General features: G+C 67.1%; 24 protein-coding genes. 21 read left to right on the top strand and 3 right to left on the bottom strand.

Going from position 1 to position 26,455, the window contains the following annotated elements; translation table 11 throughout:
* Positions 1–2: 2 nt before the first annotated feature.
* From mrdA to ACZK5G_RS19205, 6 genes are all read left to right on the top strand, one after another.
* Entirely contained in the window at positions 3–2,078 is a 2,076-nt protein-coding gene (mrdA, locus tag ACZK5G_RS19230; protein ID WP_277778304.1) for a penicillin-binding protein 2, read from the top strand.
* Positions 2,075–3,187 carry a rod shape-determining protein RodA gene (gene rodA / locus ACZK5G_RS19225; protein ID WP_032130317.1) on the top strand — a complete coding sequence of 371 codons (1,113 nt, stop codon included), beginning with the start codon at positions 2,075–2,077 and terminating at the stop codon, positions 3,185–3,187. The genes mrdA and rodA (ACZK5G_RS19225) overlap by 4 nt, the downstream gene beginning before the upstream one ends.
* Positions 3,188–3,379: 192 nt before the next feature.
* The gene (rodA, locus tag ACZK5G_RS19220; RefSeq protein ID WP_478466538.1) at positions 3,380–4,459 is read left to right on the top strand and encodes a rod shape-determining protein RodA; all 1,080 of its coding nucleotides are present in this window, start codon (positions 3,380–3,382) and stop codon (positions 4,457–4,459) included.
* A 1,051-nt stretch (positions 4,460–5,510) separates the two neighbouring features.
* Positions 5,511–6,656 carry a lytic murein transglycosylase B gene (gene mltB, locus ACZK5G_RS19215; protein WP_478464439.1) on the top strand — a complete coding sequence of 382 codons (1,146 nt, stop codon included), beginning with the start codon at positions 5,511–5,513 and terminating at the stop codon, positions 6,654–6,656.
* The gene (locus tag ACZK5G_RS19210) at positions 6,653–7,927 is read left to right on the top strand and encodes a septal ring lytic transglycosylase RlpA family protein (RefSeq protein ID WP_478464438.1); all 1,275 of its coding nucleotides are present in this window, start codon (positions 6,653–6,655) and stop codon (positions 7,925–7,927) included. Before mltB ends, ACZK5G_RS19210 begins: the two co-directional genes overlap by 4 nt.
* A gap of 100 nt (positions 7,928–8,027) precedes the next feature.
* Positions 8,028–9,248 (top strand): D-alanyl-D-alanine carboxypeptidase family protein, encoded by a 1,221-nt coding sequence (locus ACZK5G_RS19205; protein ID WP_032130313.1) that lies wholly within the window; start codon positions 8,028–8,030, stop codon positions 9,246–9,248.
* A 174-nt stretch (positions 9,249–9,422) separates the two neighbouring features.
* Here the strand turns inward: ACZK5G_RS19205 and ACZK5G_RS19200 are convergent, their stop codons facing one another.
* On the bottom strand, positions 9,423–10,496 hold the full coding sequence (locus tag ACZK5G_RS19200) for a lipid A deacylase LpxR family protein (RefSeq protein WP_478464437.1): 1,074 nt from the start codon (positions 10,494–10,496) through the stop codon (positions 9,423–9,425).
* Between the two features lie 261 nt (positions 10,497–10,757).
* Between ACZK5G_RS19200 and ACZK5G_RS19195 the strand changes: the two genes are divergently transcribed.
* The 7 genes from ACZK5G_RS19195 to gnd all read left to right on the top strand — a co-directional run bounded on the left by ACZK5G_RS19195 (position 10,758) and on the right by gnd (position 18,246).
* On the top strand, positions 10,758–11,036 hold the full coding sequence (locus tag ACZK5G_RS19195) for a YbeD family protein (RefSeq protein WP_005411067.1): 279 nt from the start codon (positions 10,758–10,760) through the stop codon (positions 11,034–11,036).
* Positions 11,024–11,734, top strand: a complete 711-nt coding sequence (gene lipB, locus ACZK5G_RS19190) for a lipoyl(octanoyl) transferase LipB (RefSeq protein WP_032130311.1) — start codon at positions 11,024–11,026, stop codon at positions 11,732–11,734. Before ACZK5G_RS19195 ends, lipB begins: the two co-directional genes overlap by 13 nt.
* Positions 11,735–11,752: 18 nt before the next feature.
* Positions 11,753–12,763 (top strand): lipoyl synthase, encoded by a 1,011-nt coding sequence (gene lipA, locus ACZK5G_RS19185; RefSeq protein WP_049421379.1) that lies wholly within the window; start codon positions 11,753–11,755, stop codon positions 12,761–12,763.
* Between the two features lie 282 nt (positions 12,764–13,045).
* Entirely contained in the window at positions 13,046–15,223 is a 2,178-nt protein-coding gene (locus ACZK5G_RS19180; protein ID WP_032130309.1) for a carboxy terminal-processing peptidase, read from the top strand.
* A 242-nt stretch (positions 15,224–15,465) separates the two neighbouring features.
* Entirely contained in the window at positions 15,466–16,074 is a 609-nt protein-coding gene (locus tag ACZK5G_RS19175; protein WP_478464435.1) for a DUF2242 domain-containing protein, read from the top strand.
* Positions 16,075–16,091: 17 nt separating this feature from the next.
* Positions 16,092–17,330 carry a hypothetical protein gene (locus ACZK5G_RS19170; RefSeq protein WP_478466536.1) on the top strand — a complete coding sequence of 413 codons (1,239 nt, stop codon included), beginning with the start codon at positions 16,092–16,094 and terminating at the stop codon, positions 17,328–17,330.
* A gap of 10 nt (positions 17,331–17,340) precedes the next feature.
* Positions 17,341–18,246 carry a phosphogluconate dehydrogenase (NAD(+)-dependent, decarboxylating) gene (gene gnd, locus ACZK5G_RS19165; protein ID WP_478464433.1) on the top strand — a complete coding sequence of 302 codons (906 nt, stop codon included), beginning with the start codon at positions 17,341–17,343 and terminating at the stop codon, positions 18,244–18,246.
* Between the two features lie 335 nt (positions 18,247–18,581).
* On the opposite strand, the gene ACZK5G_RS19160 is transcribed toward gnd, so the two are convergent.
* Positions 18,582–19,625: an oxidoreductase gene (locus ACZK5G_RS19160; protein ID WP_293794433.1), complete on the bottom strand. Its 1,044-nt coding sequence runs from the start codon at positions 19,623–19,625 to the stop codon at positions 18,582–18,584.
* A 171-nt stretch (positions 19,626–19,796) separates the two neighbouring features.
* Between ACZK5G_RS19160 and ACZK5G_RS19155 the strand changes: the two genes are divergently transcribed.
* The 7 genes from ACZK5G_RS19155 to ACZK5G_RS19125 all read left to right on the top strand — a co-directional run bounded on the left by ACZK5G_RS19155 (position 19,797) and on the right by ACZK5G_RS19125 (position 24,688).
* A complete protein-coding gene (locus tag ACZK5G_RS19155) occupies positions 19,797–20,180 on the top strand; it encodes a BON domain-containing protein (RefSeq protein WP_006470382.1) in 384 nt (127 codons plus the stop codon).
* A gap of 230 nt (positions 20,181–20,410) precedes the next feature.
* Positions 20,411–22,228 carry a sensor histidine kinase gene (locus ACZK5G_RS19150; RefSeq protein ID WP_164081145.1) on the top strand — a complete coding sequence of 606 codons (1,818 nt, stop codon included), beginning with the start codon at positions 20,411–20,413 and terminating at the stop codon, positions 22,226–22,228.
* A complete protein-coding gene (locus ACZK5G_RS19145; protein WP_005411057.1) occupies positions 22,225–22,665 on the top strand; it encodes a response regulator in 441 nt (146 codons plus the stop codon). The genes ACZK5G_RS19150 and ACZK5G_RS19145 overlap by 4 nt, the downstream gene beginning before the upstream one ends.
* Positions 22,666–22,669: 4 nt before the next feature.
* Positions 22,670–24,181 carry a hybrid sensor histidine kinase/response regulator gene (locus ACZK5G_RS19140; protein WP_125893459.1) on the top strand — a complete coding sequence of 504 codons (1,512 nt, stop codon included), beginning with the start codon at positions 22,670–22,672 and terminating at the stop codon, positions 24,179–24,181.
* Between the two features lie 40 nt (positions 24,182–24,221).
* Positions 24,222–24,350 (top strand): hypothetical protein, encoded by a 129-nt coding sequence (locus tag ACZK5G_RS19135; protein ID WP_262975181.1) that lies wholly within the window; start codon positions 24,222–24,224, stop codon positions 24,348–24,350.
* A gap of 40 nt (positions 24,351–24,390) precedes the next feature.
* Complete coding sequence (locus ACZK5G_RS19130) at positions 24,391–24,519, top strand: hypothetical protein (RefSeq protein ID WP_262975182.1); 129 nt, start codon at positions 24,391–24,393, stop codon at positions 24,517–24,519.
* A gap of 40 nt (positions 24,520–24,559) precedes the next feature.
* Positions 24,560–24,688 carry a hypothetical protein gene (locus ACZK5G_RS19125; protein ID WP_262975182.1) on the top strand — a complete coding sequence of 43 codons (129 nt, stop codon included), beginning with the start codon at positions 24,560–24,562 and terminating at the stop codon, positions 24,686–24,688.
* A gap of 413 nt (positions 24,689–25,101) precedes the next feature.
* On the opposite strand, the gene ACZK5G_RS19120 is transcribed toward ACZK5G_RS19125, so the two are convergent.
* Entirely contained in the window at positions 25,102–25,845 is a 744-nt protein-coding gene (locus ACZK5G_RS19120) for a proteasome-type protease (RefSeq protein ID WP_049421375.1), read from the bottom strand.
* Between the two features lie 93 nt (positions 25,846–25,938).
* On the opposite strand from ACZK5G_RS19120, the gene folK reads away from it, so the two are divergent.
* Positions 25,939–26,424 carry a 2-amino-4-hydroxy-6-hydroxymethyldihydropteridine diphosphokinase gene (folK, locus tag ACZK5G_RS19115; protein ID WP_478464431.1) on the top strand — a complete coding sequence of 162 codons (486 nt, stop codon included), beginning with the start codon at positions 25,939–25,941 and terminating at the stop codon, positions 26,422–26,424.
* Positions 26,425–26,455 lie beyond the last annotated feature (31 nt).

Here is a 26,455-nt window from a genome sequence, read left to right as displayed (position 1 = left end):
CCATGATTCCGCGCCGCCAGGTCAAGAATCCGCATGCCGAAGCCGAACAGTTCCGCCGCCGCGCGGCGCTGGGCTTCCTGGGTGTGCTGGTCTGCCTGCTGGGCCTGGGCGGCTGGTACTTCAAGCTGCAGGTGCTGGACCACGACGTCTACGCCACGCGCTCGGAAGCCAACCGCATCAAGCCGCGGCCGGTGGTGCCCGGGCGCGGCATGATCTACGACCGCAACGGCCGCCTGCTGGCCGAGAACGTGCCGGCCTTCCGCCTGGACGTGACCCCGGACAAGGTCAAGGACATGGACGCCACCCTGGAAGGGCTGGCGAAGATCATCAGCATCAGCCCGGAAGAACTGGAAGCGTTCAACAAGTCGCGCAAGGCGCGCCGCAAGTTCCTGCCGGTCACGCTGAAGCTGCGCATGAGCGACGAGGAGATGGCGCGCTTTGCCGTCGACCGCTGGCGCTTCCCCGGCGTCGAGCTGGAACCCTACCTGACCCGTCGCTATCCCTATGGCGATCTGTTCGCGCACATCATCGGTTACGTCGGCCGCGTCGATGACAAGGACCTGGAAATCCTCGGCGAGGGCAATGCCGCGCTGACCCACATCGGCAAGTCCGGCCTGGAGCGTTATTACGAGCAGCAGTTGCGCGGCAAGGTCGGCTACGAGCAGGTCGAGACCAACGTGCAGGGCCGTGCGATCCGGACCATCGGCCGCGTTGCCGCGCAGTCCGGCGCCGACCTGCGGCTGTCGATCGACGCCGACCTGCAGCGCGCCATGGTGGCCGCCTTCGGCGACCAGGAAGGCTCGGCAGTGGCGATGGACCCGCGCACCGGCGAAGTACTGGCGATGGTCAGCCTGCCGTCCTACGACCCCAACCTGTTCGTCAACGGCATCTCGCATGCCGATTTCAAGGCGTTGAACGAAAACCCGTCGCGGCCGCAGTTCAACCGCCTGGTGCTCGGTGGCGTCGCCCCCGGTTCCACGCTGAAACCGCTGATCGGCCTGGCCGGCCTCGATTCGGGCGTGCGCCGCCCGGAAGACAAGGTGTTGTCCACCGGCATGTTCTACCTGCCGGGCACCTCGCGCGGCTGGGGTGACGCCCACCGTGGCGGCCACGGCTGGACCGACCTGCGCAAGTCCATCGCCGAATCGGTCAATACCTATTACTACAAGCTGGCGCTGGACCTGGGTATCGAGCGCTTCGACCATTACATGGAGTACTACGGCTTCGGCCAGCCGACCGGCATCGACCTCACCGGCGAGATCGGCGGCATCCTGCCGTCGCCGGCCTACAAGCGGAAGAGCCGCAAGGAAGCCTGGTACCCCGGTGATACGGTCAACATCAGCATCGGCCAGGGCGACTGGAAGGTCACCCCGCTGCAGCTGGCGCGCGGCGTCAGCGGTCTGGCCGACGGCCAGCTGCGCACCCCGCATCTGGTCATCCAGCAGCGCGACGGTTTCGACAGCGACTGGTCGGCGATGCCGGCTGGCGAGAGCAAGCCGGTCAGCCCCAACCCCAACAACGTGCAGGCCGTGCGCGAGGGCATGATGGCGACCATGCGGCCCGGCGGCAGCGGCTGGCGCGTGGCGGTCGGTGCGCCGTACGTGATGGCCGGCAAGACCGGTACCGCGCAGGTCATCAGCCGCAAGGGCACGGCGGCGGTGAATCCCAAGAGCCTGCCGATGCACCTGCGCCACCGCGCGCTGTTCGTCGGCTTCGCGCCGGTCGAGAACCCGGTGATCGCGATCGCGGTGGCCGTGGAAGGCGGTGGCTATGGTGGTTCGGCCGCTGCACCGATCGCGCGCAAGGTGTTCGACGCCTACCTGCTGGGCAAGATGCCCGAAGGCATGCAGCCGTTGGACAGCGAGCGCGGCACCACTGCCATCGGCGCCACCGCGTTCGACAACGAAGACGCCGGCGCGCGCCAGGCCGGCGACCTTGCCGCTGCGCAGCTGGGTGAACATCCGGTGCTGGTCGGCGTGCCTGCGCCGGAACCTGTACCCGCACCGCAGCCGGGTACGCCGGCCGCCGCCGCGCTGCCCGCCACGCCGCGCCCGACTCCCGCGGAGCCCGCACGATGAGAGTGTTCCTGCGCTGGGCTGGCGACATGCTGCGCCGCTTCTTCAGCACGCTGGACTGGGTGCTGTGCCTGGCCCTCGGCGCGCTGATGGTGATCGGCCTGGCCACCTTGAAGAGCGCCGGTGGCGACGGCCTGGTGATGGCCCAGGGCGCGCGCTTCGCAGTGGGCATGGCGGCGCTGTGGGGCATCTCACGGGTACCGATCCTGCGCATCCGCTCGGCCACGCCGATGATCTACGCGATCTCGATGATTCCGTTGCTGGCGGTGTTCGTGCTGGGCACCGGCAAATACGGCCGGCAGTGGCTGGACCTGAAATTCTTCTACCTGCAGCCGGCCGAGCTGCTCAAGGTCAGCCTGCCGATGATGGTGGCCTGGTACCTGCACAAGATGCCGTTGCCACCGCGCTTCAATACCGTGCTCGTGTCCCTGGTCATCATCGGCGTACCGACCGGCCTGGTGATGCTGCAGCCGGACTTCGGTACCGGTGTGCTGATCGCCGCCAGCGGCGTGTTCGTGCTGCTGTTGGCAGGCCTGCCGTGGTGGTGGGTCGGGCTGGGCGTGGGTGGCGTGGCTGCGGTCGCGCCGGTGGCCTGGTTCTGGCTGCTGCGGCCGTACCAGAAGGACCGCATCATGATGTTCCTGGACCCGGAGATGGATGCGCTGGGTGCTGGCTGGAACATCATCCAGTCGAAGATCGCGATCGGTTCCGGCGGCTTCGATGGCAAGGGCTGGGGCGAGGGCTCGCAGTCGCATCTGAACTTCATTCCCGAGCAGACCACCGACTTCGCGTTCTCGGTGCTGAGCGAGGAATTCGGCTGGATCGGCGTGGCCACCGTGCTGGCGCTGTATCTGGTGGTGATCGGGCGCTGCCTGTGGATTGCCAGCCAGTCGCGCGATTCCTATTCGCGCCTGCTGGCCGGCGCCACCGGCCTGGCGTTCTTCGTCTACGTGCTGGTGAACGGCGGGATGATCTCGGGTCTGCTGCCGGTGGTGGGCGTGCCGATGCCGCTGATCAGCTATGGCGGTACCTCGGCGGTCTCGCTGCTGGCCGGCTTCGGGTTGGTGATGGCCGTGCGTAGCCACAATCCAGTGCACGGCGGCTACGGGTAACAACGGCCGCGCCTTTCATCGCGCTTCCATATGCTCGATTGCTTCTCGCTGTTCTGTAGAGTCGAGCCGTGCTCGACTGCTTCTGCAGCATGAAAGGCAGTCGAGCACGGCTCGACTCTACAAACGCAGAAGCACCCTGACAGCTTCACGCAAGCGCGCGTTGCTACCGTGGCCAGCGTGGACTGGAAACGAATGCTTGGCGGCTGCCGTGAGGCGGTGCGCACGATCGACCTGCCGTTGCTGGTCGCGTTGTTGATCCTGATGGGCGCGGGGCTGGCGGTGCTGCACAGCGTTTCCGGTCCGGTCACCGGGCAGGCGGCGCGCTTCGCCGGTGGCCTGCTGGCGATGTGGCTGCTGTCGCGTGTTTCGCTGCTGCGCCTGCGCGCGTGGACACCGGCGCTGTACGCGCTGTCGATGCTGCCGCTGATGGCGGTGTATGTGATCGGCACCGGCAAGTACGGGCAGCGCTGGCTCAACCTCGGCGTCTTCTACCTGCAGCCCTCCGAGCTGCTCAAGCTCAGCCTGCCGTTGATGATGGCCTGGTACCTGCACCGGCAACCGCTGCCACCGTCACCACGCACGGTACTGACGGCCGCAGTGCTGATCGGCGTTCCCGCCGTGCTGATCCTGATGCAGCCCAACCTCGGCACCGCCACGCTGGTCACCGCCAGCGGCGTGTTCGCGTTGTTGCTGGCGGGCCTGCACTGGGGCTGGGTGGCGACGGGTGCGGCAGGGCTGGCGGTGGCCGCGCCACTGGCCTGGCTCGGCGTGTTGCGGCAGTACCAGAAGGATCGCGTACTGACCTTCCTAGACCCGGCAGCAGACCCGCTCGGCACCGGCTGGAACATCCTGCAGTCGCGCATCGCGATCGGTTCCGGTGGTTGGCAGGGACGTGGCTGGGGGCAGGGCACCCAGGCCACGCTGGATTTCCTGCCCGAGTACACCACCGACTTCGCGTTTTCGGTGCTGGCCGAGGAATTCGGCTGGATCGGTGTGGCGACGCTGTTCGCGCTGTACCTGTTCGTGGTCGGGCGTTGCCTGTGGATCGCAGTGCACGCGCGCGACACCCATGCGCGGTTGCTGGCCGGCAGCCTGGGGCTGGCGTTCTTCGTCTACGTATTGGTGAACGGTGGAATGATTTCCGGCCTGCTGCCGGTGGTGGGCATTCCAATGCCGTTGATCAGTTATGGCGGGACATCAGCGGTCTCGTTGCTGGCCGGCATCGGCCTGGTGATGGCGGTACGTGGGCACCGCCCCGTGCACGGGGGATAGGGTTTCCAGCCAACGGCGCAGCCCCTCGTGGGTGGTCGTGTAACGCGGCTCATGTGTGGGGCGGGCGCGGTGGGTTCGCGGGACACGCCGTAAACCCGTCCTTGGGGGCTCGATGGCGCCATCCATGGCGCCAACGGTCCCGCGAACCCACCGCGCCCGCCCCCTGACAGTTTTCGGGCGTGTCCACCCACGGAAAAGAAAAAGAAGATCAAAAGCAAAACCAGCTTGGCCGCCCGCTTCATTGCTTCCTGTAGAGCCGAAGGCAGCGGCAGGAGCCGCTGCCAACGTCGCCCATGGCGACGGCCCGAAGGGTGCCGGTCAGGACGACCGGCATAGCCATGCTCGGCTCACGAGCAAGCGCAGCACCGCGACCCGCTTTTGATCTTCTCTTTATTTCCGTGGGTGGACGAACACGGAACCTGTCCGTGGCCGGGTAGATGGGCTGCGCAGGGGCGTGAGCCGCATGGATGCGGCGACCGAGCTTACATGGATGTACTTGCAGCGGCCCCTGTGCAGCCCATCTACCTGGCCTCACCCGTGAACTGCATTTCGCGGCCACCCACGAGGGGCTGCGCCGTTGGCTGGAAACTTCCTGACTCTGCGCAACGCCCGTTGTGGAAGCGTTCTCACAACGATGCACGGCAGCACGCCCACTGACCAAAGTCCGGAAAAAACGTTAGCTGGTTCACACTTTTACAGCGCGTTGATCCTGATCAATGGACTTGTCGTAATCGGCCTGCACAATGGCGGCCCGTTCGGCACGGCGCGCCGTCAATCGTTGCAGCGCGAGGGGGCGTCGGGCGGGAAGCAGTACTGATCCAACGGGTACAGGGAGCGCGGAGCACTGCCACTGGGGAGCGGCAGCCGCGCGGGTACCGACCGGATCCGGTCGCCGGTTGCGTCTGCGGGGATGGGGACGCAACCGGCAACCTCTATCTGAATGGGGAAGTGTGATCACGACGTCTTCACATTTCCCGCTGCTCGCAGGCAAATCGTTGTGATTCATGGTGTTAGGGGTTTTAATTCATCCATGACCTGCTAACCTGCGACGATGATTCGACGCACTCTGGCCTGCATGCTCACCCTCGGCCTGGTCGCCTGCGCGACCCAGCCGAAGTCCCCACCGTCTTCGCCCCAGGCCAGCAGTACGCCGCGCCAGCCCGCCGCCAAGGCCCATGGCCCGGCCGAGGCCGCGCCCGAAGCCGCTGCCGCCACCGCGCCGCCGGTCGATCTCACCCCGGTGCCGTTCGAGGTCGCACGGGCCCGCTTCATTGCCGATACCGCCAAGCGCTATGGCCTGAAGCCGGAGCAGATCAGCAGCGTGCTCGACCAGGCGCAGGTGCGCCAGCCGATCATCGCCGCGATGTCGCGCCCGGCCGAACGGGTCAAGCCGTGGAACGAGTACCGGCCGATGTTCATCAGCAAGGCGCGCATCGATGGCGGCCGCGCGTTCCTGGCCCAGCATCGCACCGAACTGGATCGCGTCCAGCAGCGCACCGGTGTGCCGGCCGAAGTGATCGTGGCGATCATCGGCGTGGAAACCAGCTACGGGAAGAATGCCGGCAGCCACCGCGTGCTCGATGCGCTGTACACGCTGGCCTTCTATTACCCGCGCAGCGGCGACCCGGCCAAGCTGGAACGCGAAGTGCGCCGCGAGCTGTTCTTCCGCGATGAGCTGGCCAAGCTGTTCGAGCTGGGCCGCGAAGAGAACCTGGACATCACCACGCTCAAGGGCAGCTATGCCGGCGCGATGGGCATGGGCCAGTTCATGCCGTCCAGCTACCTCGATTACGCGGTGGACGGTAACGGCGACGGCCGTCGCGACCTGTTCACCAGCTACGACGACGTGTTCTCGTCCATTGCCAACTACTTCGTGAAGAAGGGTGGCTGGGTGCGTGGCGGGCAGGTGGCCGTGCCGGCCACGTTGGCGCCGGGCCGCGAGGAATTCAATCCGACCGAATGGATGCCGACCTGGTCGCTGGCCGACCTGGCGAAGCGTGGCTACCAGCCCAGCGCTGCGGTGCAGCCGGGCGCCACCGCCACGCCGATCACGCTTGAAGGCAGCACCGGCAAGCAGTACTGGCTGGGCTTCCAGAACTACTACGCGATCACCCGCTACAACCTCTCGAAGATGTACGCGATGGCCGTGTTCCAGTTGTCCCAGGCCATCGCCGGACAGGAGCTGCCCCCGGCATGAACATCAGATGGCTGGTCCCAGGCTTGATCGTCCTCGCGCTGGCTGCCTGCAGCAGCGCGCCGAAGAAGTCGGCCACGGCCGGCCATGGTGGCAAGTCCGGCGGCACCCTGGTGCAGGGGCGCGGCTCGCGCCCGGCACACTGCCCGGAAGGATCGCCCTATGCGGCGGCCAAGGAAGACCTGAGCACCCGCGGCAACTACACCGCCGGTGGCCTGTACAAGCCGGGCGTGCGTGACAGCACGCCGGACTACATTCCCAACGTGGCCTGCATCCCCGAGCCGGAAGTGACCGCGGAAGAACGCTCGGCGATCGGCAACAAGACGCCGTACGTGGTGCTGGGCAAGTCGTACAAAGTGCTCGACGACACTCGCAACTATGTCGAACGCGGCACCGCGTCGTACTACGGCGCCAAGTTCCACGGCCGCCTGACCTCCAACCGCGAGGTCTACGACATGTACCAGTTCACCGCTGCGCACAAGACGCTGCCGCTGCCCAGCTTCGCCCGCGTGACCAACCTCGACAACGGTGAGTCGGTGATCGTGCGCGTCAACGATCGCGGTCCGTTCCATGATGGCCGCGTGGTCGATCTCAGCTATGCCGCCGCTGTGCGCCTGGGCATCACCCAGCGCGGCACCGGCAACGTGGAAGTGCGCGCGCTGCAGCCGGGTGAGGGCAACCTGCTGGCGCAGAAGCCGTCGCGCCGCGAGCGTCGTGCTGCGGAGGCGGCCGCCGCCAGCGCTGTAGCCAGTGCGCGCCCGGCACCGGCCGCGCGTGCCGCCGCCGACAGCGACATCGATCGCCTGGTCAAGGGGCTGCCGGCCGATGGCATGCCGGCGCGTGGCCAGCCGGCCACCACCCAGGGCGTGGCCAGCACCGTGCCGGATGTGGCGGTCAGCAGCCTGCCGCCGAGTGCTCCGCCGGTGCGCAGCACCACATACGCGCCGGCTCCGGCGGTCGTTGCCAGCACCACGCCGCGCGCCGCTGCGCAGGCACCGGTCCGCACCGCCGCCGCTACCCCCAGCCTGTCGCAGCAGGTGGTGGGCGCAGTCATGGTGCAGGTTGCCAGCTTCTCCAACCGTGACAACGCCAACCGCGCGATGGGCCAGCTCAACGCCGCCGGCATCGTCGGTGCCACCATCAGTGACATCGCCGCCGGTGGCCGTACGCTGTTCCGCCTGCGCGTTCCCGCCAGCGACCATGCCAGTGCCGCGGAACTTGTCGGCCGCATCGCCGGTCTGGGGCTGGGTTCGCCGCAGATCGTCAAGGATTGATCCACCCGGGCCGGTGCTGCCGGCCCATGCTGCCCCGGCCTTACAATGGCCGCTACGTTCCACCCTCCATTCCCGGCCGTCCCCTGGAGCCTGCTGTCCAATGAATTTCCGTTCCGCCGCCACCGCCCTGGCCGCCACCCTGGTGGTGGGCCTGGCTTCCGCCCAGACGCCGCTGCCGACTCCGGCCACGCCGGCGCCTGCCGCCGCCGCTGCCGCCCCGGCCACCGTCGCCACTCCGCCGGCGCCGGCGCCGAGCGTGTCCAAGGCCTGGGTGCTGATGGATTACGCCACCGGCCAGGTGCTGGCCGGTGAAAACATCAACGAACAGCTGGCTCCGGCCAGCATCACCAAGGTGATGACGTCCTACGTGATCGCCGCCGAGGTCAAGAACGGCAAGGTCCGTGCGGATGACCAGGTGATGATGAGTGAACGCGCCTGGCGCGAAGGTGGCGCGGGTACCGATGGCAGCTACAGCGGTTTCCCGGTCAACCAGACCGCACGCCTGGAAGACATGGAAAAGGGCATGGCGATCCAGTCCGGCAACGACGCCGCGATCGCCCTGGCCGAACATGTGGCTGGCAGCGAGGAAGCCTTTGCGTCGCTGATGAACAGCTATGCCGCGAAGATCGGCATGAAGAATTCGCACTTCGTCAACGCCCATGGCCTGACTGCGCAGGGCCACCACAGCACCGCCTACGACCTGGCGCTGCTGGGCCGCGCGATGGTGCGCGATTACCCGGAAACCTACGCGTACAACAAGATCAAGGAATTCCAGGTCGGCAACATCAAGCAGCCGAACCGCAACCTGCTGTTGTGGCGCGATGGCAGCGTGGACGGCATCAAGACCGGCCACACCTCGGAAGCCGGCTACTGCCTGATGAGCTCGGCCCAGCGCGGCGACCAGCGCCTGATCGCCGTGGTGCTGGGCGGCCAGTCGGAAAAGCAGCGTGCCGATGACAGCCTGGCCCTGCTGAACTGGGGTTTCCGCTTCTTCGAGACCCACCGCCTGTACGAGCCGGGCAAGGCCGTGGCCGAGCACAAGGTCTGGAAGGGCACCACCGACAAGGTGCAGCTGGGCGTGGCCCAGCCGATGCTGGTGAGCGTGCCGCGCGGCCGCTACAACGACCTGAAGCCGAGCATCGACGTGCCCAAGACCCTGGAAGCACCGTTCACCGCCGGCCAGCAGATCGGCACCGTGAAGGTGATGCTGGATGGCAAGCTGGTGGCCGAAGCGCCGCTGGTGGCGGTGGCTGCCGTCGAACAGGCCGGCTTCTTCAAGCGCCTGTGGGACAGCTTCTGGATGTGGTGGGAATCGGAATGATCCACGCCCCGGCGTGGTGAAGGAAAAGGCCGGCAAATGCCGGCCTTTTCTGTTTCGGGATGCCGCTTGCGCATGAATCCTGCCGGATGTGGGTAGTGCCGACCGCTGGCCGGCTCCTCATGAACCCATCCGGATATGCCGGCCCCGGTGTGCCGACCAACGGTCGGCACCTACCTACAGCGAGCGGCTGATGGTGAAGCTGCCGAACACCGGCGCTTCGCGCTGGCCGTTGAACTCGCGCGTGCTGTGGTAACGCGCCGCAGCGAACTTCCAGCGTCCGTACATCACCGCCACGCCATAGCCGCCGTAGGCCACCACATGGCGCTTGTCCACACTGTGGCTGTTGCGGAACGTGTTGCCATCCAGCGTGATGTCACGGATCACCCAGGCGGCGTCCGAGGTCGCGAACAGGTGCCAGGACCAGCCATTGGTACGGCCGCCGCGGGTCGGCGCAGTGTTCTCACCGGCCGGGCGCAACGGCGTGCTGCCGAAGTCGTCCGGCAGCTTCCAGCCGAAGCGCACTTCACCGCCAAGGTTGGCCTTGGTTTCCAGGTTGCCGATCGATCCGCCGTAGTGGCTGATCGCGTCCCAACCCCAGCCGTCGGCATTGACGCTGGCATCGCCCGGCCAGCGGCGCATGCGCTCATGGGTCAGCATGAACAGGGGCTCGTTGTGCAGCTGGTTGTCCCAGCCCTTGAATTTCTCGTCGCCCAGTACTTCGTGCACCGCATTCTGCACCTGCTTGCCCTGTGCCCACGGGCCAACCACGCCCAGCGTCAGCTGGGTGGTCTGCAGGCGGTCGCCGCTGCGCGCATTGAAACCGAAGTTTGCGATCAGTACGCCGGCGTAAGGGCGGTCGTCCTCGATCAGGTCCCTGCGGCTGAAATCGGTCGGGGTGAAGATGCCCTGGCCGATGCTGAAGATCATGTTCTGCTGTTCGAACTTGCCCGGATGCAGCCCTTCCAGGTACTGGTTCACCCAGCGGGCCATGCGTGGCAGGCAGGGGTCGTCGGTGTAATCGACCAGATTGGGCGAGACCAGGGTCAACAGTGCACCATTGGTATAGCCCTGGTCCTGGTGGCGGCCGCCGAACAGGTCGTTGTCAACGCGGAAATTGACCTGCGGAGGGTGGTCGCGCATCGCGTCCGGGCCACATTGTTCGGCCGCCTGGGCGGCGAGGGGGAGGGCAGCAGCCAGCAGGCCGGACAGCCCGAGGGCTGCAAGGCGGCGTTGGGAAGGGGGGCTCATGTGGAGGTTTTTTCTGTCTGTCGTTATATGCCGCGACACGGTACTCGTGCGGGCGTGATGGAACGAGCGCGTTCGAATCACTTGTCTGTTCCGAAAACGACATTGTCTCGTGAAGACAATCCTGCACTGTCCTGCGGCGCCCCAAGGGGCAATGGCCAATGCTGAACGGCTGTTCAGCTGCAACGCAGCGACTCACCGGTGCACTGTTTGACGTTGATGAATACTCTTGGGTTTGTTGGCCTGCGGCCCGATAATGGGGGCATGGAAATCAAGTCCGACAACCCCGACCACGGCTTCCAGTTCCCCGGCCAGTTCGAGCTCAGTGCCATGGGCCCGGCCAACCGCGGCCTGGAACATGAGCTTCCCCGCCTGCTGCTGGCTGCCGGCATCGATGTGGTGAATGAACGCATCAGCTGGAAGCATTCCTCCAACGGCAAGTACGTGTCCGTGCGCATCGTGTTCAAGGCCGAGAGCCGCGAACAGTACGACCTGGCGCACCAGGCACTGCGCGACCACCCGGAAGTGAAGTGGACGCTGTAGCCGACAGCTGCCCGGCCGAAGCCGCCCCGGAAGACCGCGCGCCGCGCCCGGCGCTGGTCCGCGACCTCGGCCGCCAGGCCTATGAACCGGTGTGGCGCGCCATGCAGCGCTTCACCGACCAGCGCAGCGAGGCCGACGCCGATGAGCTGTGGGTGGTCGAGCACGACCCGGTATTCACCCTGGGCCAGGCCGGCAAGGACGAGCATGTGCTGGCGCCGGGCGAGATCCCGGTGCTGCACGTGGACCGCGGCGGCCAGGTGACCTATCACGGCCCCGGCCAGCTGGTGGTCTATCCGCTGCTGCGCCTGCCACGGCTGGGCATCGGTGTGCGCGACTACGTGTGCCGCATCGAGCAGGCCATCATCGATACCCTGGCCGAGTGGAACATCGGCGCCGAACGCCGCGAGGGCGCCCCGGGCGTCTACGTCGGTGGCGCCAAGATCGCCGCGCTCGGCATCCGCGTGCGCCGCGGCTGTACCTTCCATGGCCTGGCCTTCAACGTGGCCATGGACCTGGAACCTTTCCACCGTATCAACCCCTGTGGCTATCAGGGGTTGCAGGTGACCTCGGTAGTAGACTTGGGCGGGCCCTCCGGGATGGAGGCCGTCAAGCCGGTGCTGCTGGACCACCTGGCCCGCCAGTTCGGCCTGCTGCTGCAGCCCACGCCCGAACTGCCTGATCTTTCTGCGGCCGCCTGACCGCCCCCCGGAACTGCCATGACTGAAACCACCGCCCGTTCCATTCCCCTGCAGATCGTGCAGGGCGACTCTCCGTCCGCCGCGCCGTTGCAGGCCGGGGTCAAGCAGCTGGGCGGTGACAAGATCAACCGCTCGCCGGTGCAGTTCGCCGACGCGCCGGTGCTGCGCAAGCCGTCCTGGATCCGCGTGCGCATTCCCTCGGGCAATGCGGTGCAGAACCTGAAGGCCAAGCTGCGCGAGAACCGCCTGGTGACGGTGTGCGAGGAAGCCAGCTGCCCGAACATCCACGAGTGCTTCGGCCACGGCACGGCAACGTTCATGATCCTCGGCGAGGTCTGCACCCGCCGCTGCTCGTTCTGCGACGTCGCCCACGGCCGCCCGAAGCCGCCGGATGCCAACGAACCGGCCAGCCTCGGCCAGACCGTGGCCGACATGGGGCTGAAGTACGTGGTGGTGACCAGCGTCGACCGAGATGACCTGCGCGACGGCGGTGCCCAGCACTTCGTCGACTGCATCAGTGCCATCCGCGCGAAGTCGCCGGGCACCCGCATCGAAGTGCTGACCCCGGACTTCCGCGGCAAGGGCCGCATGGAGCGCGCGCTGGAGATCCTGGCGCAGAACCCGCCGGACGTGTTCAACCACAACATCGAAACCGTGCCGGACCTGTACCGCAACGTGCGCCCGGGTGCGGACTACCAGTGGTCGCTGAACCTGCTGAAGAACTTCAAGGCGCAGCACCCGGACGTGCCGACCAAGAGCGGCATCATGCTGGGCCTGGGCGAAGAGTTCGAGCAGATCAAGGCCACCATGCGCGACCTGCGCGCGCACGACGTGGACATGATCACCATCGGCCAGTACCTGCAGCCGACCGCGCATCACCACCCGGTGCTGAAGTACTGGACCCCCGAGGACTACAAGGCGCTGGAAGACTACGGCTACGAGCTGGGCTTCAGCCACGTGGCCTCCGGCCCGATGGTGCGCTCGTCGTACCACGCCGACGTGCAGGCCAAGGGCGCCGGCGTCTCCTGACGCCCCAGGCGGGCGCGGCCCGCCGCCTTCGGTGGGTGCGAACCTTGGTTCGCACGCCTTTGCCTGCTGTAGAGCCGAGCCCATGCTCGGCTGCTTGCTGGTGGCCTGCCGAGCAAGGGCTCGGTCACGCCTTCGCCTGCATTCACAATTTGCTACACCGGCCCGGCTAGGCTGGTTTTCCACCGAGCGCGGCCGGGTGACAAACCCGGCAACTTTCGGCACTGTCGTGGTGTCTTAACACCCCGCAGTCTCCCCCTTGGCAAGGCGCCTCCGAGCACGTCAATGAAATTCAAAGCCCCCGCATTCCTGATGGCCCTGGCGCTGGTCGCGCCGCTGGCGCTGGCGGCCAAGGCCGATTCGCCGGCATTGCCCGCTGCGGCAACCGCCGATCAGGTGACCACCTCCAAGCTGGTGTACGGCCTGCTGTCCGACAGCCGTTACGCCTATCGTCCGCGTGCGCTGGACGAGGCCACCTCCAAGGACGTGTTCAAGCGCTACCTGGAGACGCTGGACGGCGGCAAGCAGTACTTCACCCAGGCCGACGTGGCGCGCTTCGCGCCGTTCGAAGCCAACATTTCCTCGGCCATCCGTGGCGGCGAGCTGGAGCCGGCGTTCCAGGTGTTCGCGGTCTACAAGCAGCGCGTCGGCGAACGCGTGGCCTATGCGCGCAAGCTGCTCAAGCAGGAGCCGGACTTCACCACCGACGAGCGTTTCGAATACGACCGCAAGAAGGTGCCGTGGGCGGCCAGCAGCGCTGAACTGGATGAGCTGTGGCGCAAGTCGGTCAAGAACGACTGGCTGCGCCTGAAGCTGGCCGGCAAGAAGCCGGACGACATCCGCAAGACGCTGGACAAGCGCTACGCGACGCTGGAGAAGTCGGTCAATGAACTGAAGGGCGAAGACGTCTTCCAGTTCTTCATGAACTCGTACACCAGCGCCGTTGACCCGCACACGGATTACTTCACGCCGCGCACCGCCGAGAACTTCAACCAGGCGATGTCGCTGTCGCTGGAAGGCATCGGTGCGCAGCTGCAGCGCCAGGACGACGTGGTGGTGATCCGCGAGATCATCGCCGGTGGTCCGGCCGCCGTGGATGGCACGCTGAAGCCGGGTGACCGTATCGTCGGCGTCGGCCAGGGCAAGTCCGGCCTGGTCGAGGACGTGATCGGCTGGCGCATCGACGACGTCGTGGCCAAGATCCGCGGCGCCAAGGATACCCAGGTCAAGCTGGAGTTCATCCCGGCTGCTGAGGGCGCCGACGGCAAGCACCACACTCTGGTGCTGACCCGCCAGAAGGTGCGCCTGGCCGAACAGGCCGCCAAGGGCGAGACCATGACCATTCCGGCCGCCAATGGCGAGCCGGCGCGCAAGGTCGGCGTGATCAAGCTGCCGACCTTCTACCAGGACTTCGAAGGCCGTCGCCGCAACGCGGCCGACTACGCCTCGGCCACCCGCGACGTGGCCAAGCTGCTGGCCGGCTTCAAGAACGACAAGCTGGACGGCGTGGTGCTGGACCTGCGCAACAACGGTGGTGGTTCGCTGGATGAAGCCATTGAACTGACCGGTCTGTTCATCGAGCAGGGCCCGGTGGTGCAGGTGCGCGAGTCCGGTGGCCGCGTCACCGTCAACAGCGACCGCAACCAGGGCGTGGCATGGGATGGCCCGCTGGCAGTGCTGATCAACCGCGGTTCGGCCTCGGCCTCCGAGATTTTCGCCGGCGCCATCCAGGACTACGGTCGTGGCCTGGTGATCGGTGAAACCAGCTTCGGCAAGGGCACCGTGCAGAACATCGTCGACCTGGACCGTTGGCCGAGTGGCGAGACCCAGCGCTTCGGCCAGGTGAAGCTGACCATCGCCCAGTTCTTCCGCATCAGCGGCAGCAGCACCCAGCACAAGGGTGTGGTGCCGGACCTGGCCTTCCCGGCCAGCGTCGATGCCACCGAGTTCGGCGAGAGTACCTACGACAACGCGCTGCCGTGGACCCGCATCGCTGCCGTGCCGCACACCCAGTACGGCAACTTCGCGCCGCTGCTGCCGAAGCTGGAAACCCGCCATGACGCGCGCATCGCCGCCGACAAGGAATTCCAGTGGTGGAACGAGGACGTGCAGCAGTTCCGCACCGAGGCCGCGAAGAAGTACATCTCGCTCAACGAGGCCACCCGCCGCGCCGAGCGTGAGCGCCAGGACACCCAGCGCAAGGAGCGCCAGGCGATGCGCAAGGAGCTGGGCCTGGCCCTGGACCCGCTGGCCGATGACAGCAACGACGACGGCCTGACTGGCAACGAGCGCGACATCGTCAAGGATGCCGCCCGCGAGAAGGCTGCCGAGAAGCGTCCGGACCCGCTGCTGCGCGAGTCGGCCTCGATCCTGGCCGATGCGGTGAACCTGCTGGCCAATGACCGCCCGCTGTCGGCGCAGGTGCTGCCGCAGTCGACCGGCGCTGGTCGCTGGGCGGACTGAGCCGGCGACGGCATGTGATACCCGAGGGGCCGGCATTGCCGGCCCCTTTCTGTCTGGGGACCTCGTTCACGGTAGCGCCGGGCCATGCCCGGCGAGCGAAGTGCCACAAACGACTTAATCCCCTCCGTCCCCTTTTCTGTGCATGAACCGGCAGCAACGGGGTGGCTCGGTCACGCCGGTTTCAACCTGCCGCACACGGCCGCAGGGCTACCCTTGGCGGTACCGTCCTCGCAGGAGTACCCATGCGGGCCTCCCGTCTTTCCAGTGCTGCCGTGGCGCTCGCCAGCGCCCTGATCCTGTCGGCCTGTGGTGGCCGCGCCGCCGACAGTACGTTGCTGCGCGAATCCTTTGATTCCGGCGACACCTTCTCGCGTACCGTCGATGGCCGCCCCGGTGACGCCTGCGAGGCCGCGCGGCGCACCCTGCTCAGCCAGGGCTACGCCATCGCCCGCTCCGACGAAGCGCAGGTGGAAGGCAACAAGAACTTCCAGCCACGCGAGGACGACCACGAGCAGCTGGTGCTGCGCATCTCCTGCGCGCCGCGTGGCAGCCAGACGCTGGTATTCGTCAGCGCAGTGCAGGACCGCTACGCGCTGAAGAAGAGCCCGACGTCGGCCAGCGTGGGCGTTGGTGCGCTGGGCTCGGTGTCGCTGCCGTTCGGCAGCAATGACGACTCGCTGGTGAAAGTGGCCAGCAGCACCGTCACCGAAGCCGGGTTCTATCAGCGCTTCTTCCAGCGCCTGCAACAGTACCTGCCGGCGGATGCTGGCAAACCCGCACCGCCTGCGCTCGCACCGCCCGAGCCTGCATCGTCCGAGCCCGCACCGGCCCGCAGCACGGATCAAGGGTGATCGTGCGCGGCACGTTGATGGGCGTGGCACTCCTGCTGATGCCCGCGCTGGGCATTGCGTCCGCAACGCCGGACTGCACGCAGGGCCTGCTGCAGCGGCTGGGATGGCGCTTTGACGAGGTCACGGCCGGTGCACCACAGGTGCACGGCGGCCCGGTGTGTACAGGTGCCTCGCTGGCTGAAGCACAGGCGGCAGGCGATCTGCGCGTGGGGTGGCTGGCCGGAATGTCCGCTGCAGCACGCCAGGCGTTGCTGCAACAGTTGCTGGACGATCCGGCCACGGTTTGTGCCTATGCGTTCCAGCTGGGCGCAGCCACGCAACGTGCGGCCTCGGCACTGCAGGACAATCCCACCTTCCGCTTCTCCGGCCCGCAGCTGGGCTGGATCGGCTTCGGCCTGCAGGGCCCACGCGCGCAAGGCTGGCAGCGCACACGCAGTTTCGGTCGTGGCTTCGTGCCGAGCGCGGGTAACAGTCATGCACTGGAGGCGTTCTACAGCGGTGCCGTGCGTGCCGAATGCGGGGTCGGCCGCCAGGTCGCGCAGCTGGCCACGCAACGAGAGCTTTATGGTGATGCCGCGTTCGATACGGAGTTCGCAGCGGATGAACTGTCGATCGGCACCTTCCTCGCCCTGCACGAGACCGACAGCATCCTGCTCGGTGCCCACGCGGGTGATTTCTTCGCTGATGGCAAGGCGGTGCGCACCTCGGCGATGGGACGGCAGGCCTTCGTTGGCGTGCCCGGCTTCATCGAGCACGTGTACGACAAGGGCACGCTGGACGACCTGAGCAACCAGGCCGAGAACTTCGTCGTGGTCGAGGTGGGCGAGGGCGCCGCGCAGGCACTGGCTGCGCATGGCGGCCTGGCCTGGTACGACCAGCGCAATGCCGAACTGTGGGCACTGGCGCAGGACATCCCGCGCATCGGCCAGCGTTACTTCGAGCGCCTGCTGTTCGAGCGCGATCCCAACCTACGTGCACGGCTGGAACCGCGCTACCACGACACGCTGGCACGCATGGACCAGCTGCTGGACGATCCGTTCTACCAGCAGTTCGTGATCTATGTGCATCCACGCGGTATACGTCCCATCGGCTACCACATCGCCCGCCTGCTCGATCGCAACCCGCGAACGCCGTTTTCGATCGACCTGGCGGTGCACAATCTGCATACCACGCTCTACCGGCGTTGGCGCGAGGCGCAGCTGCGCCACTGCGCGGCTACCGGCAGGCCAGGCAGCCTGACCCTAGACCCCAACTGAAGGTGAAACAATGGATATTGCAATGATCGGCCTCGGCCGCATGGGCGCCAACATGGCCCAGCGCCTGCATCGCGGCGGCCACCGCGTGGTTGGCTACGACCCGGGCGAGGGTGCCCGCCAGCGCGCTGCCGAGGCCGGCCTGGAAGTGGTTGATTCGCTGGCCGCCGCGGTTGCCGCGCTGCCGGTTCCGCGCGTGGTGTGGCTGATGGTGCCGGCCGGCGAAACCGTCGACCAGACCCTGGGCCAGCTGACCCCGCACCTGGCCGAGGGTGACATCGTCATCGATGGCGGCAACTCCAACTACCAGGACTCGATCCGTCGCGCCAAGGCACTGGCCGAAGACGATCTGGGCTACGTCGACTGCGGCACCAGTGGTGGCGTGTGGGGCCTGCAGGAGGGCTACAGCCTGATGGTCGGTGGCGAAGCGTCGGTGGTGGAGCAGATCGCACCGCTGCTGCGCACGCTGGCACCGGCCGAAGATCGTGGCTGGGGTCGTGTCGGCCCGTCCGGCGCTGGCCACTTCACCAAGATGGTCCACAACGGCATCGAGTACGGAATGATGCAGGCCTACGCCGAAGGCTTCGCGCTGATGGAGCGCAAGCGGGAAATGGAACTGGACCTGGCCCAGGTCGCCGAAGTCTGGCGCCACGGCAGCGTGGTGCGTTCGTGGCTGCTGGACCTGAGCACCGAAGCCCTAAAGCGCAATCCGTCGTTGGATGGCATTGCACCGTACGTGGAAGACTCCGGCGAAGGCCGCTGGACGGTTGCCGAAGCGATCGCACTGGATGTACCGGCACCGGTGATCACCCTGTCGCTGCTGGAACGCCTGCGCTCGCGCGAATCGAATTCGTTCACCGACCGCCTGCTGTCGGCGATGCGCAACGAGTTCGGCGGCCACGCCATCAAGAAATCGTAAGCACCGCGGTGGGGTCGGAGCCCTTCGGCGTTGCCGAAGGGCTCCGACCCCATGAAGCCAGTCGAGCATGGCTCGACTCTACAAAAGCCGTCTCCGATGGTTTCCACGTCGATGTGTCGACCAAGGTCGACACCTACCGTCGGGCGCGGGAATCTGTCGAAGGCGGGGTGGGTCCGGTTGCGGGGGCGTGAGCGCCATGGATGGCGCGACCGAGCCTACAGGGACGTATTTACGGCGTCCCCCGCAACCGGACCCACCCCGCCATCACACGGATAGCTTGCCTTTGACGTTGACGTTGCCGTCGATTCGGCAGGTGCAGGGCGCAGCCCTGCCGATCACCCCAACGCGATTCGCCGCCCTTCGCGCGCGCTGTCCATGCCGGCCTGCAGCAACCGCATCAGCTGCAGTGCCTGCACCGCACTGACCGTCGGCTCGCCATCGCCGTGCATCGCCGCCGCGAACTGCGAATACAGCCGCCGGTAGTCGCCCGGCAGGTTGTCCACGGTACTGCGCTGCACATTGTCCTCAGCATCGCAGCGCACCAGCTCGCCGTGCCGTGGGTCGATGCCCCAGCCTGGCGCCCCTGGCGCAACACCGCGCCGCAGCTGTGCCTCCTGCACGTCCAGCCCATGCTTGATCCAGCTGCCACGGCTGCCATGCACACTGAAGTGCGGCGTGGGGGCTGCAACCAGCGAACCGGCATGCACGATCGCGCGATGCCGCGGGTAGTGCAGCACCGCGTGGAAGTAATCGATGCCGCTGCCACCTTCGCGCTGCACGGCCAGATCGGCATCGATGGCCTCGGGCCAGCCGAACAGCACCAGCATCTGGTCCAGCAGGTGCGGTCCGAGGTCGTACCACAGGCCGCTGCCCGGTCCGTCCTGCTCGCGCCAGCGGTCGCGCACCTGCGGCCGGTAGCGGTCGAAGTGCGCATGGCACTCGGCCACGTCACCGAGCGCGCCTTCGGCCAGCAGCGCCTGCAGGGTGAGGAAGTCGGCATCGAAGCGCCGGTTCTGGAACACGGTCGCGATGCGTCCGGCATCACGTGCCGCAGCCAGCACCGCTTCGGCTTCAGCGACATCCAGCGCGAACGGCTTGTCGACCAGCACATGCTTGCCCGCGGCCAACGCCGCGATCGCCAGCGGTGCGTGTTGTGCGTTCGGAGTGGCGATCACCACCGCGTCCACCGCCGGGTCGTCGAACACCTCCTGCGGCGTGGCGCGCACGTGCACGTCGCTGAACGCGCGCAGCAACGTGTCGCGCTGCGAACTGACGATGCTGTGCAGCACCAGCCCGGGCGTGTGCTGGATCAGCGGCGCATGGAAGACGCGGCCGGCGAGGCCGTAGCCGATCAGGGCCAGTTGCAGGTCGGGGCGCATGAGACGGCTCCGGCAATGGGGAAGGGCAGGGTAAACGACACCTGCGTACAGGCCAAAACTGAACCGTTGCCGTTGGAATCGCCTCGATTCACAGCGGCATGACCGCAACGCCACGCCTGCTCTACGGCGGCTTGTCCAGACTGGCAGCACATCCCGAAGGAGTACGACACGATGAGCAATACCACCCGCACGCTGATTGCTTCCGCCCTGACCCTGGGCCTGGCGCTGTCCTCCTCGGCTGCCTTCGCCAAGGACCCGGCCGCGAAGAGCCCGCCGACCAGCACCCATCCGGCAACCCATGCTGATCGCCATGACTCCAACGAGCCGGTGACCGATACCTGGATCACCACCAAGGTGAAGGCCGATCTGCTGGCCAGCAGCAACGTTCCGGGCACTGAAATCAAGGTGGAAACCGTGAACGGCGTGGTCAGCCTGAGTGGTGCCGTGGCCACCCAGGCCGAGAAGGACAAGGCGGTCACCACCGCCAAGGGCATCAAGGGCGTGACCCGCGTCGATGCCGCTGCATTGAAGGTCAGCGCTGCTGCCAAGCGCTGACCCCGGAGGGCGCCCCGCATGGGGCGCCCGCTGCCTGGGTAGAGTCGAGCTTGCTCGACTGCCCTTTGGGTTGCAGCCGAGCACGTCCCGGCTCTATCGTGGGTTTCCGCAACCCGTTCAGCCAACCAGGCTGGAAACTCCAGAGTTGTGACCGCCTGCGCTATATTGCCCGTTCCGCCGCAGCCGGGCCGGTATCGGCCTACGCTCCGCGGCTGTGCTGACGAGGAACTATGGCGCTGGTTTTCAGTGATGACATCTGGGACCGTTGGCGGTTGCCGGCCCTGGCGCTGGCCGCCGCCGCGATCATCGTGGTGCCGTGGTTGACCCTGCGCCAACTGCAGCAGGACAGCGAAGATGCGATGGCCTGGGTCAATCATACCCAGGCCGTGGGTGTGGCCCTGCAGCAGCTGCAGGCTGATGTACGCGATGTCGAATCGGCTGCGCTGACCCTGTCCAAGGGTGTGGATGCGCCTGGCCTGCGCGAGCGCATGGCCAAAGCCAATGATCTTCCCGGTCGCCTGGCTGAACTGGGCCGGATGACCCGCGACAATCCTGAGCAGCTGATCCGCATCGGCCGTATCGAGTCGATGCTGGAAGGGCGCATGGCGCTTGCCCGCGAACTGGCAAAGTCCGAACCCAACAGTGATCAGCGCGAGCTGGTGCAGGACCTGAGCACGCGCTATCCGATCCGTGGCCTGGTGGAGGAACTGCAGGCGAGCGAGCAGACGCTGCTGACACAGCGCGCCGAGCAGGCCGCACGCCAGCGCAAGCAGACCGAGCTGGTGTCGTGGAGTTCGCTGGTGATCCAGCTGGCGCTGCTTGGCCTGGTGCTGTGGCTGCTGCAGCGGCAGATCGGTCGCCGCCTGCATGCCGAACGACAGTCGCTGCGTTCGGCCGCGCGTGCAGCCTCGGTGCTGCAGACCGTGCGTGAGCCGATCGTGCTGCTCGACCGCGACCTGCGTGTGCAGCTGCACAACCCTGCCTTCGCCGAGCTGTACGGGCTGCAGGATGAACGCGCCGATGGCCTGTTGCTGGACACTGTCGGCGACGGTGCATGGAAAGACCCCGTGATGCGCCAGCGACTGTCCGATGTGCTGTTGCGCGGCCGCGAACTGTGGGACTTCGAGCATGAACAGCGCGCCGCCGATGGCATGGTGCGCTACATGCTGCTCAACGCGCGGCGCATGCCGCTGCCGGACACCGACGACGAAGTGGTGTTGCTCACGGTCAGCGACGTCACCGTGCAGCGTGCCGTGCAGCTGCGGGTGGAGGAACTGAACCGCCAGCTGGAAGGCAAGGTTGCGCAGGTGTCCGAGGTCAACAGGGAACTGGAAGCCTTCAGCTACTCGGTGTCGCACGACCTGCGTGCACCACTGCGCCACGTGGCCGGTTTCTCCGACAAGCTGTCGCGCCATCTGGGCGACGCCGCCGATGACAAGAGCCGCCATTACCTGGAGGTGATCTCCAGTTCGGCGCGGCGCATGGCGGCACTGATCGACGACCTGCTGGTCTACTCGCGGCTGGGCCGCGCGGCAATGCGCCAGCAGGCGGTGGACATGCAGTCGCTGGTGGCCGATACCCGCGCCATGCTCGATTCCAACCTGCAGGCCGAGGCCGAGAACAGCGGCCATGCGCACCACGTGGAGTGGAGCATCGCGCCGCTGCCGATCGTCGTGGGCGATGAGAACATGATCCGCCAGGTCTGGCTGAACCTGCTCGGCAACGCGGTGAAGTACTCGGGCAACCGCGAACCAGCGAAGATCCGCGTGGACTACCAGCCGCAGCCTGACGGCGGTCATCAGTTCACGGTCAGCGACAATGGTGCAGGCTTTGACATGGCCTACGCCGGCAAGCTGTTTGGTGTCTTCCAGCGCCTGCACAAGGCCAGCGACTACCCGGGTACCGGCATCGGCCTGGCCAGCGTGCGCCGCGTGCTCACCCGTCATGGCGGCCGTATCTGGGCCGAGGCTGAACCGGACGTCGGCGCCACCTTCCACTTCTACCTGCCTCCCGCGATCGATGCGGACAAACAAGGGCCTTCTGCATGACCACTCTGCGCACCATTCTTCTCGCCGAAGACAGCCCGGCTGATGCCGAAATGGCGATCGACGCCCTGGAAGAGGCGCGTCTGGCCAACCCCATCGTGCACGTCGAGGATGGCGTGGAAGTGATGGACTACCTGTTGCGCCGTGGTGCCTTCGCCAACCGCGAGGAAGGCCTGCCGGCGGTGCTGCTGCTGGACATCAAGATGCCGCGCATGGATGGCCTGGAGGTGCTGCGGCAGATCCGCGAGCACGAAGAGCTCAAGCGCCTGCCGGTGGTGATCCTGTCGTCCTCGCGCGAGGAAAGCGACCTGGCCCGCAGCTGGGACATGGGCGTGAACGCCTATGTGGTCAAGCCGGTGGACGTGGACCAGTTCTTCGGCGCGGTGCAGACCCTGGGCAAGTTCTGGGCGTTGATCAACCAGGCACCGGAACTCGAGTGAGCCCATGCCCCTGACCGGTCCCGCCCTGGGGGCGCTGCGCATCCTGCTGGTGGAGGACTCACCGGAAGATGCCGAGCTGATGTCCGAACAGATGCTCGACGCGGGCCTGGAGGCCCGTTTCGAGCGCGTCGAAAGCGAGGCCGAACTGCGCCAGGCACTGGTCGCGTTCCAGCCGGACATCGTGCTGTCCGACCTGAGCATGCCGGGGTTCTCCGGTGATGACGCGCTGCGCATCGTGCGCGAGACCTCACCGGAAGTGCCCTTCATCTTCGTCTCCGGCACCATGGGTGAGGAGAATGCGGTGGCGGCGCTGCAGAAGGGCGCCAACGATTACATCATCAAGCACCTGCCGGCGCGCCTGCCGTCGGCGGTGGCGCGTGCGATCCGCGATGCACGCAGCGCCATAGAGCGCGCGCGGGTGGAAACCGAACTGATGCGCGCGCAGCGCCTGGAAAGCCTGTCGCTGCTTGCCGCCGGCCTCAGCCACGACCTGCGCAACATCCTGCAGCCGCTGCTGATCATGCCGGACCTGCTGAAGGCGCGCACCGAGGATCCGCAGCTGCACCATCTGGCCGATGTCATCGCCGAGTGCGGCCGCCGTGGCCACGAGATGGCCGAGTCGATGCTGTCGTTCGTGCGCGGCTCGCGCAAGCCGAGCGAGCGCATCGAGATCGATGGCCTGTTCGATGCGGTGGCGCTGCTGTTGCGCAGCAACGTGCCCGATGCGGTGCGCCTGGAGTTGCAGGTGCAGGACGAAGGTCTGGTGGTCGACGCCAACTACACCGAACTGCAGCAGGTGATGCTGAACCTGGCGCTCAACGCGATTCAGGCGATGCCCAACGGCGGGCGCCTGAGCCTGACTGCCAGCCATGCCGGCGAGCGCGATGGCGTGGACTGGATGCAGATCTGCGTGGCCGATGAAGGCATCGGCATGGATGCGGACACGCTGTCGCACCTGTTCAATCCGTTCTTCACCACCAAGGCCGATGGCACCGGCCTGGGGCTGATTTCCTGCAAGCGCATCGTTGAAGGCGCCGGTGGCAGCATCCACGTCAACAGCCAGCCGGGGCAGGGCACCTGCTTCGAGCTGCGCCTGCCGATGCATGAGGCCATCGATGGCAGCGAGCCGATCGAGCAGCTGGTGGCGCTGGGCAGTGGCCAGTCGATCCTGGTGGTTGACGGCGAAGCCACGCGCCTGTCGCTGCTCGGTAATGCGCTGTCCAGCCAGGGCTATCAGCTGCAGCTGGCATCCGATGGTCCGGCGGCGCTGCGCTGGATGCAGCAGGAGGCGTTGCCGGCACTGGTGATCGCCGATGCCGGTTCCAAGCTGCTGCCGGCCAGCCAGCTGCTGGGCGAGATGGCTGTACTGGGCTATCGCGGCCCGGCGCTGGTGCTGGAAGACGCAACGGTGGATGTATCGGCCGATGCATTCCCCGCTGGCGTGGAAGTGCACGTGCTGCGCAAGCCGCTGCAGATGCAGCAGGTGTTCCGCGCGGTGGCCGAAGCGCTGGGCTGATGCCGCGGTAGTGCCGGCCGCTGGCCGGCATCGCCGTGCGATGGGATCACTGCGGTTGCCGGCCAGCGGCCGGCACTACCAGTCCCCGGTTTCCCTGGAGATGCGTGGCTGGTATTGGCCGCTGCCGATGCAGCAGGTCTTCCGCGCGGTGGCCGAAGCGCTGGGCTGACGCCCCGGTAGTGCCGGCCGCTGGCCGGCATTCCCGTGCGATGGGATCACTGCGGTTGCCGGCCAGCGGCCGGCACTACCGGTCCCCGGTTTCCCTGGAGATGCGTGGCTGGTATTGGCCGCTGCCGATGCAGCAGGTGTTCCGCGCGGTGGCTGAAGCGCTGGGCTGACGCCGCGGTAGTGCCGGCCGCTGGCCGGCATCGCCGTGCGATGGGATCACTGCGGTTGCCGGCCAGCGGCCGGCACTACCGGTCCCCGGTTTCCCTGGAGATGCGTGGCTGGTATTGGCCGCTGCCGATGCAGCAGGTGTTCCGCGCGGTGGCCGAAGCGCTGGGCTGATGCCCCGGTAGTGCCGGCCGCTGGCCGGCATTCCCGTGCAGTGGGATCACTGCGGTTGCCGGCCAGCGGCCGGCACTACCGGTCCCCGGTTTCCCTGGAGATGCGTGGCTGGTGTTGGCCGCTGCCGATGCAGCAGGTGTTCCGCGCGGTGGCCGAAGCGCTGGGCTGACGCCGCGGTAGTGCCGGCCGCTGGCCGGCATTCCCGTGCGGTGGGATCACTGCGGTTGCCGGCCAGCGGCCGGCACTACCGGTCCCCGGTTTCCCTGGAGATGCGTGGCTGGTATTGGCCGCTGCCGATGCAGCAGGTGTTCCGCGCGGTGGCTGAAGCGCTGGGCTGATGCCGCGGTAGTGCCGGCCGCTGGCCGGCATTCCCGTGCGGTGGGATCACTGCGGTTGCCGGCCAGCGGCCGGCACTACCGGTCCAGGGTTTCCCAGGGGAACCGCGGCAGCGCGTCCACCGCCTGTTCCAGCCGCCGCGACCAGTTCTGGTGAATATCGGCATACAACGCCGAATCCGCGCCCAGCCGCAGCTGCTGGCCGATGCGCAGTTCGCCATCGCGCAGCAGCGCCAGGTCGATCGGCAGGCCCACCGACAGGTTGGAGCGGATGGTGGAGTCCAGCGAGACGATGGCCGTACGCGCGGCATCCTCCAGGTGTGTGGCCGGGCTGAGGATGCGGTCGAGGATAGGTTTGCCGTACTTGGACTCACCGATCTGCAGGTACGGCGTCTCCGGCGAAGCAGCGATGGCGTTGCCGAGCGGGTAGATCATGTACAGCCCGGGACGCTCGCCGGCGATCTGGCCGCCGAAGATCAGCGTGGCCTGGGTGTTGACCCCGTCATGGCCGTGTTCGCTGTGGCTGCTGTGCACCTGGCTGTCCACCAGCAGCTGGCCGACGTACTCGGCGGCTTCGAACAGATGGGCCATGTCGCGCAGGTTGGGCGTGCGCCGTTCGCCGGCATCGCGCCCCAGGCGCGACACCAGCAGCTGGGTGGTGGCCAGGTTGCCAGCCGCCATCAGCACGTAGGCTGCCTGGCCGGGGTACTCGAACACGTGCAGCTTGCGGTGCACGCGCACATCGTCCAGCGAGGCATTGGTCCGGGTGTCGGCGGCGAAGACCAGGCCCTCGTCCACCTCGATTCCAACGCAATAGGTCATGTCGGTGCCCTATCATGTGCGTCCCGGATTGTAGGCAGGCCGCCGTGACGACGGCATGTCCACGCCCCCCCCAAGTGCCGTCACCTGAACCGCATGACCACCGTGCTCCTGAGCCTGGGCAGCAACGTCCAGCCCCGTCGCTACCTCCACGCCGCGGTGGCGGCCCTGCGCGAGCGCTTCGGCGCGCTGCAGGTGTCGCCCGCCTACCGTACCGCCGCGGTCGGCTTCGATGGCCCGGCCTTCCTCAACAATGCGGTGGCGATCGAAACCGACCTGCCGCTGCAGGAACTGGACGAGTGGCTGCATGCGCTGGAAGACGCGCACGGGCGTGACCGCAGTGGGCCGCGCTTCTCCGATCGGACCTTGGACATCGACGTAGTGTTCTACGGGGATCTGGTGGTGGAAGGTCCCGGCCACCTGCGCATTCCGCGCCCGGAGCTGAAGCACGCCTTCGTGCTGAAGCCGCTGGCCGACATCGCACCGGGCTTCATCGACCCGGTCAGCGGGTTGGACCTGGCAACGCTGTGGAGTGCGCACACGCAGTTTGGCGAGGCGTTCGAGGTCGTGGACCTGGAATGAGGGTGGTTGCCGGCCAGCGGCCGGCACTACC

The sequence above is a fragment of the Stenotrophomonas sp. 62841_Sma genome, assembly GCF_056482945.1.
Note: the sequence above shows the minus strand (reverse complement) of the source record. Positions and strands in the feature narration are given on the sequence as shown.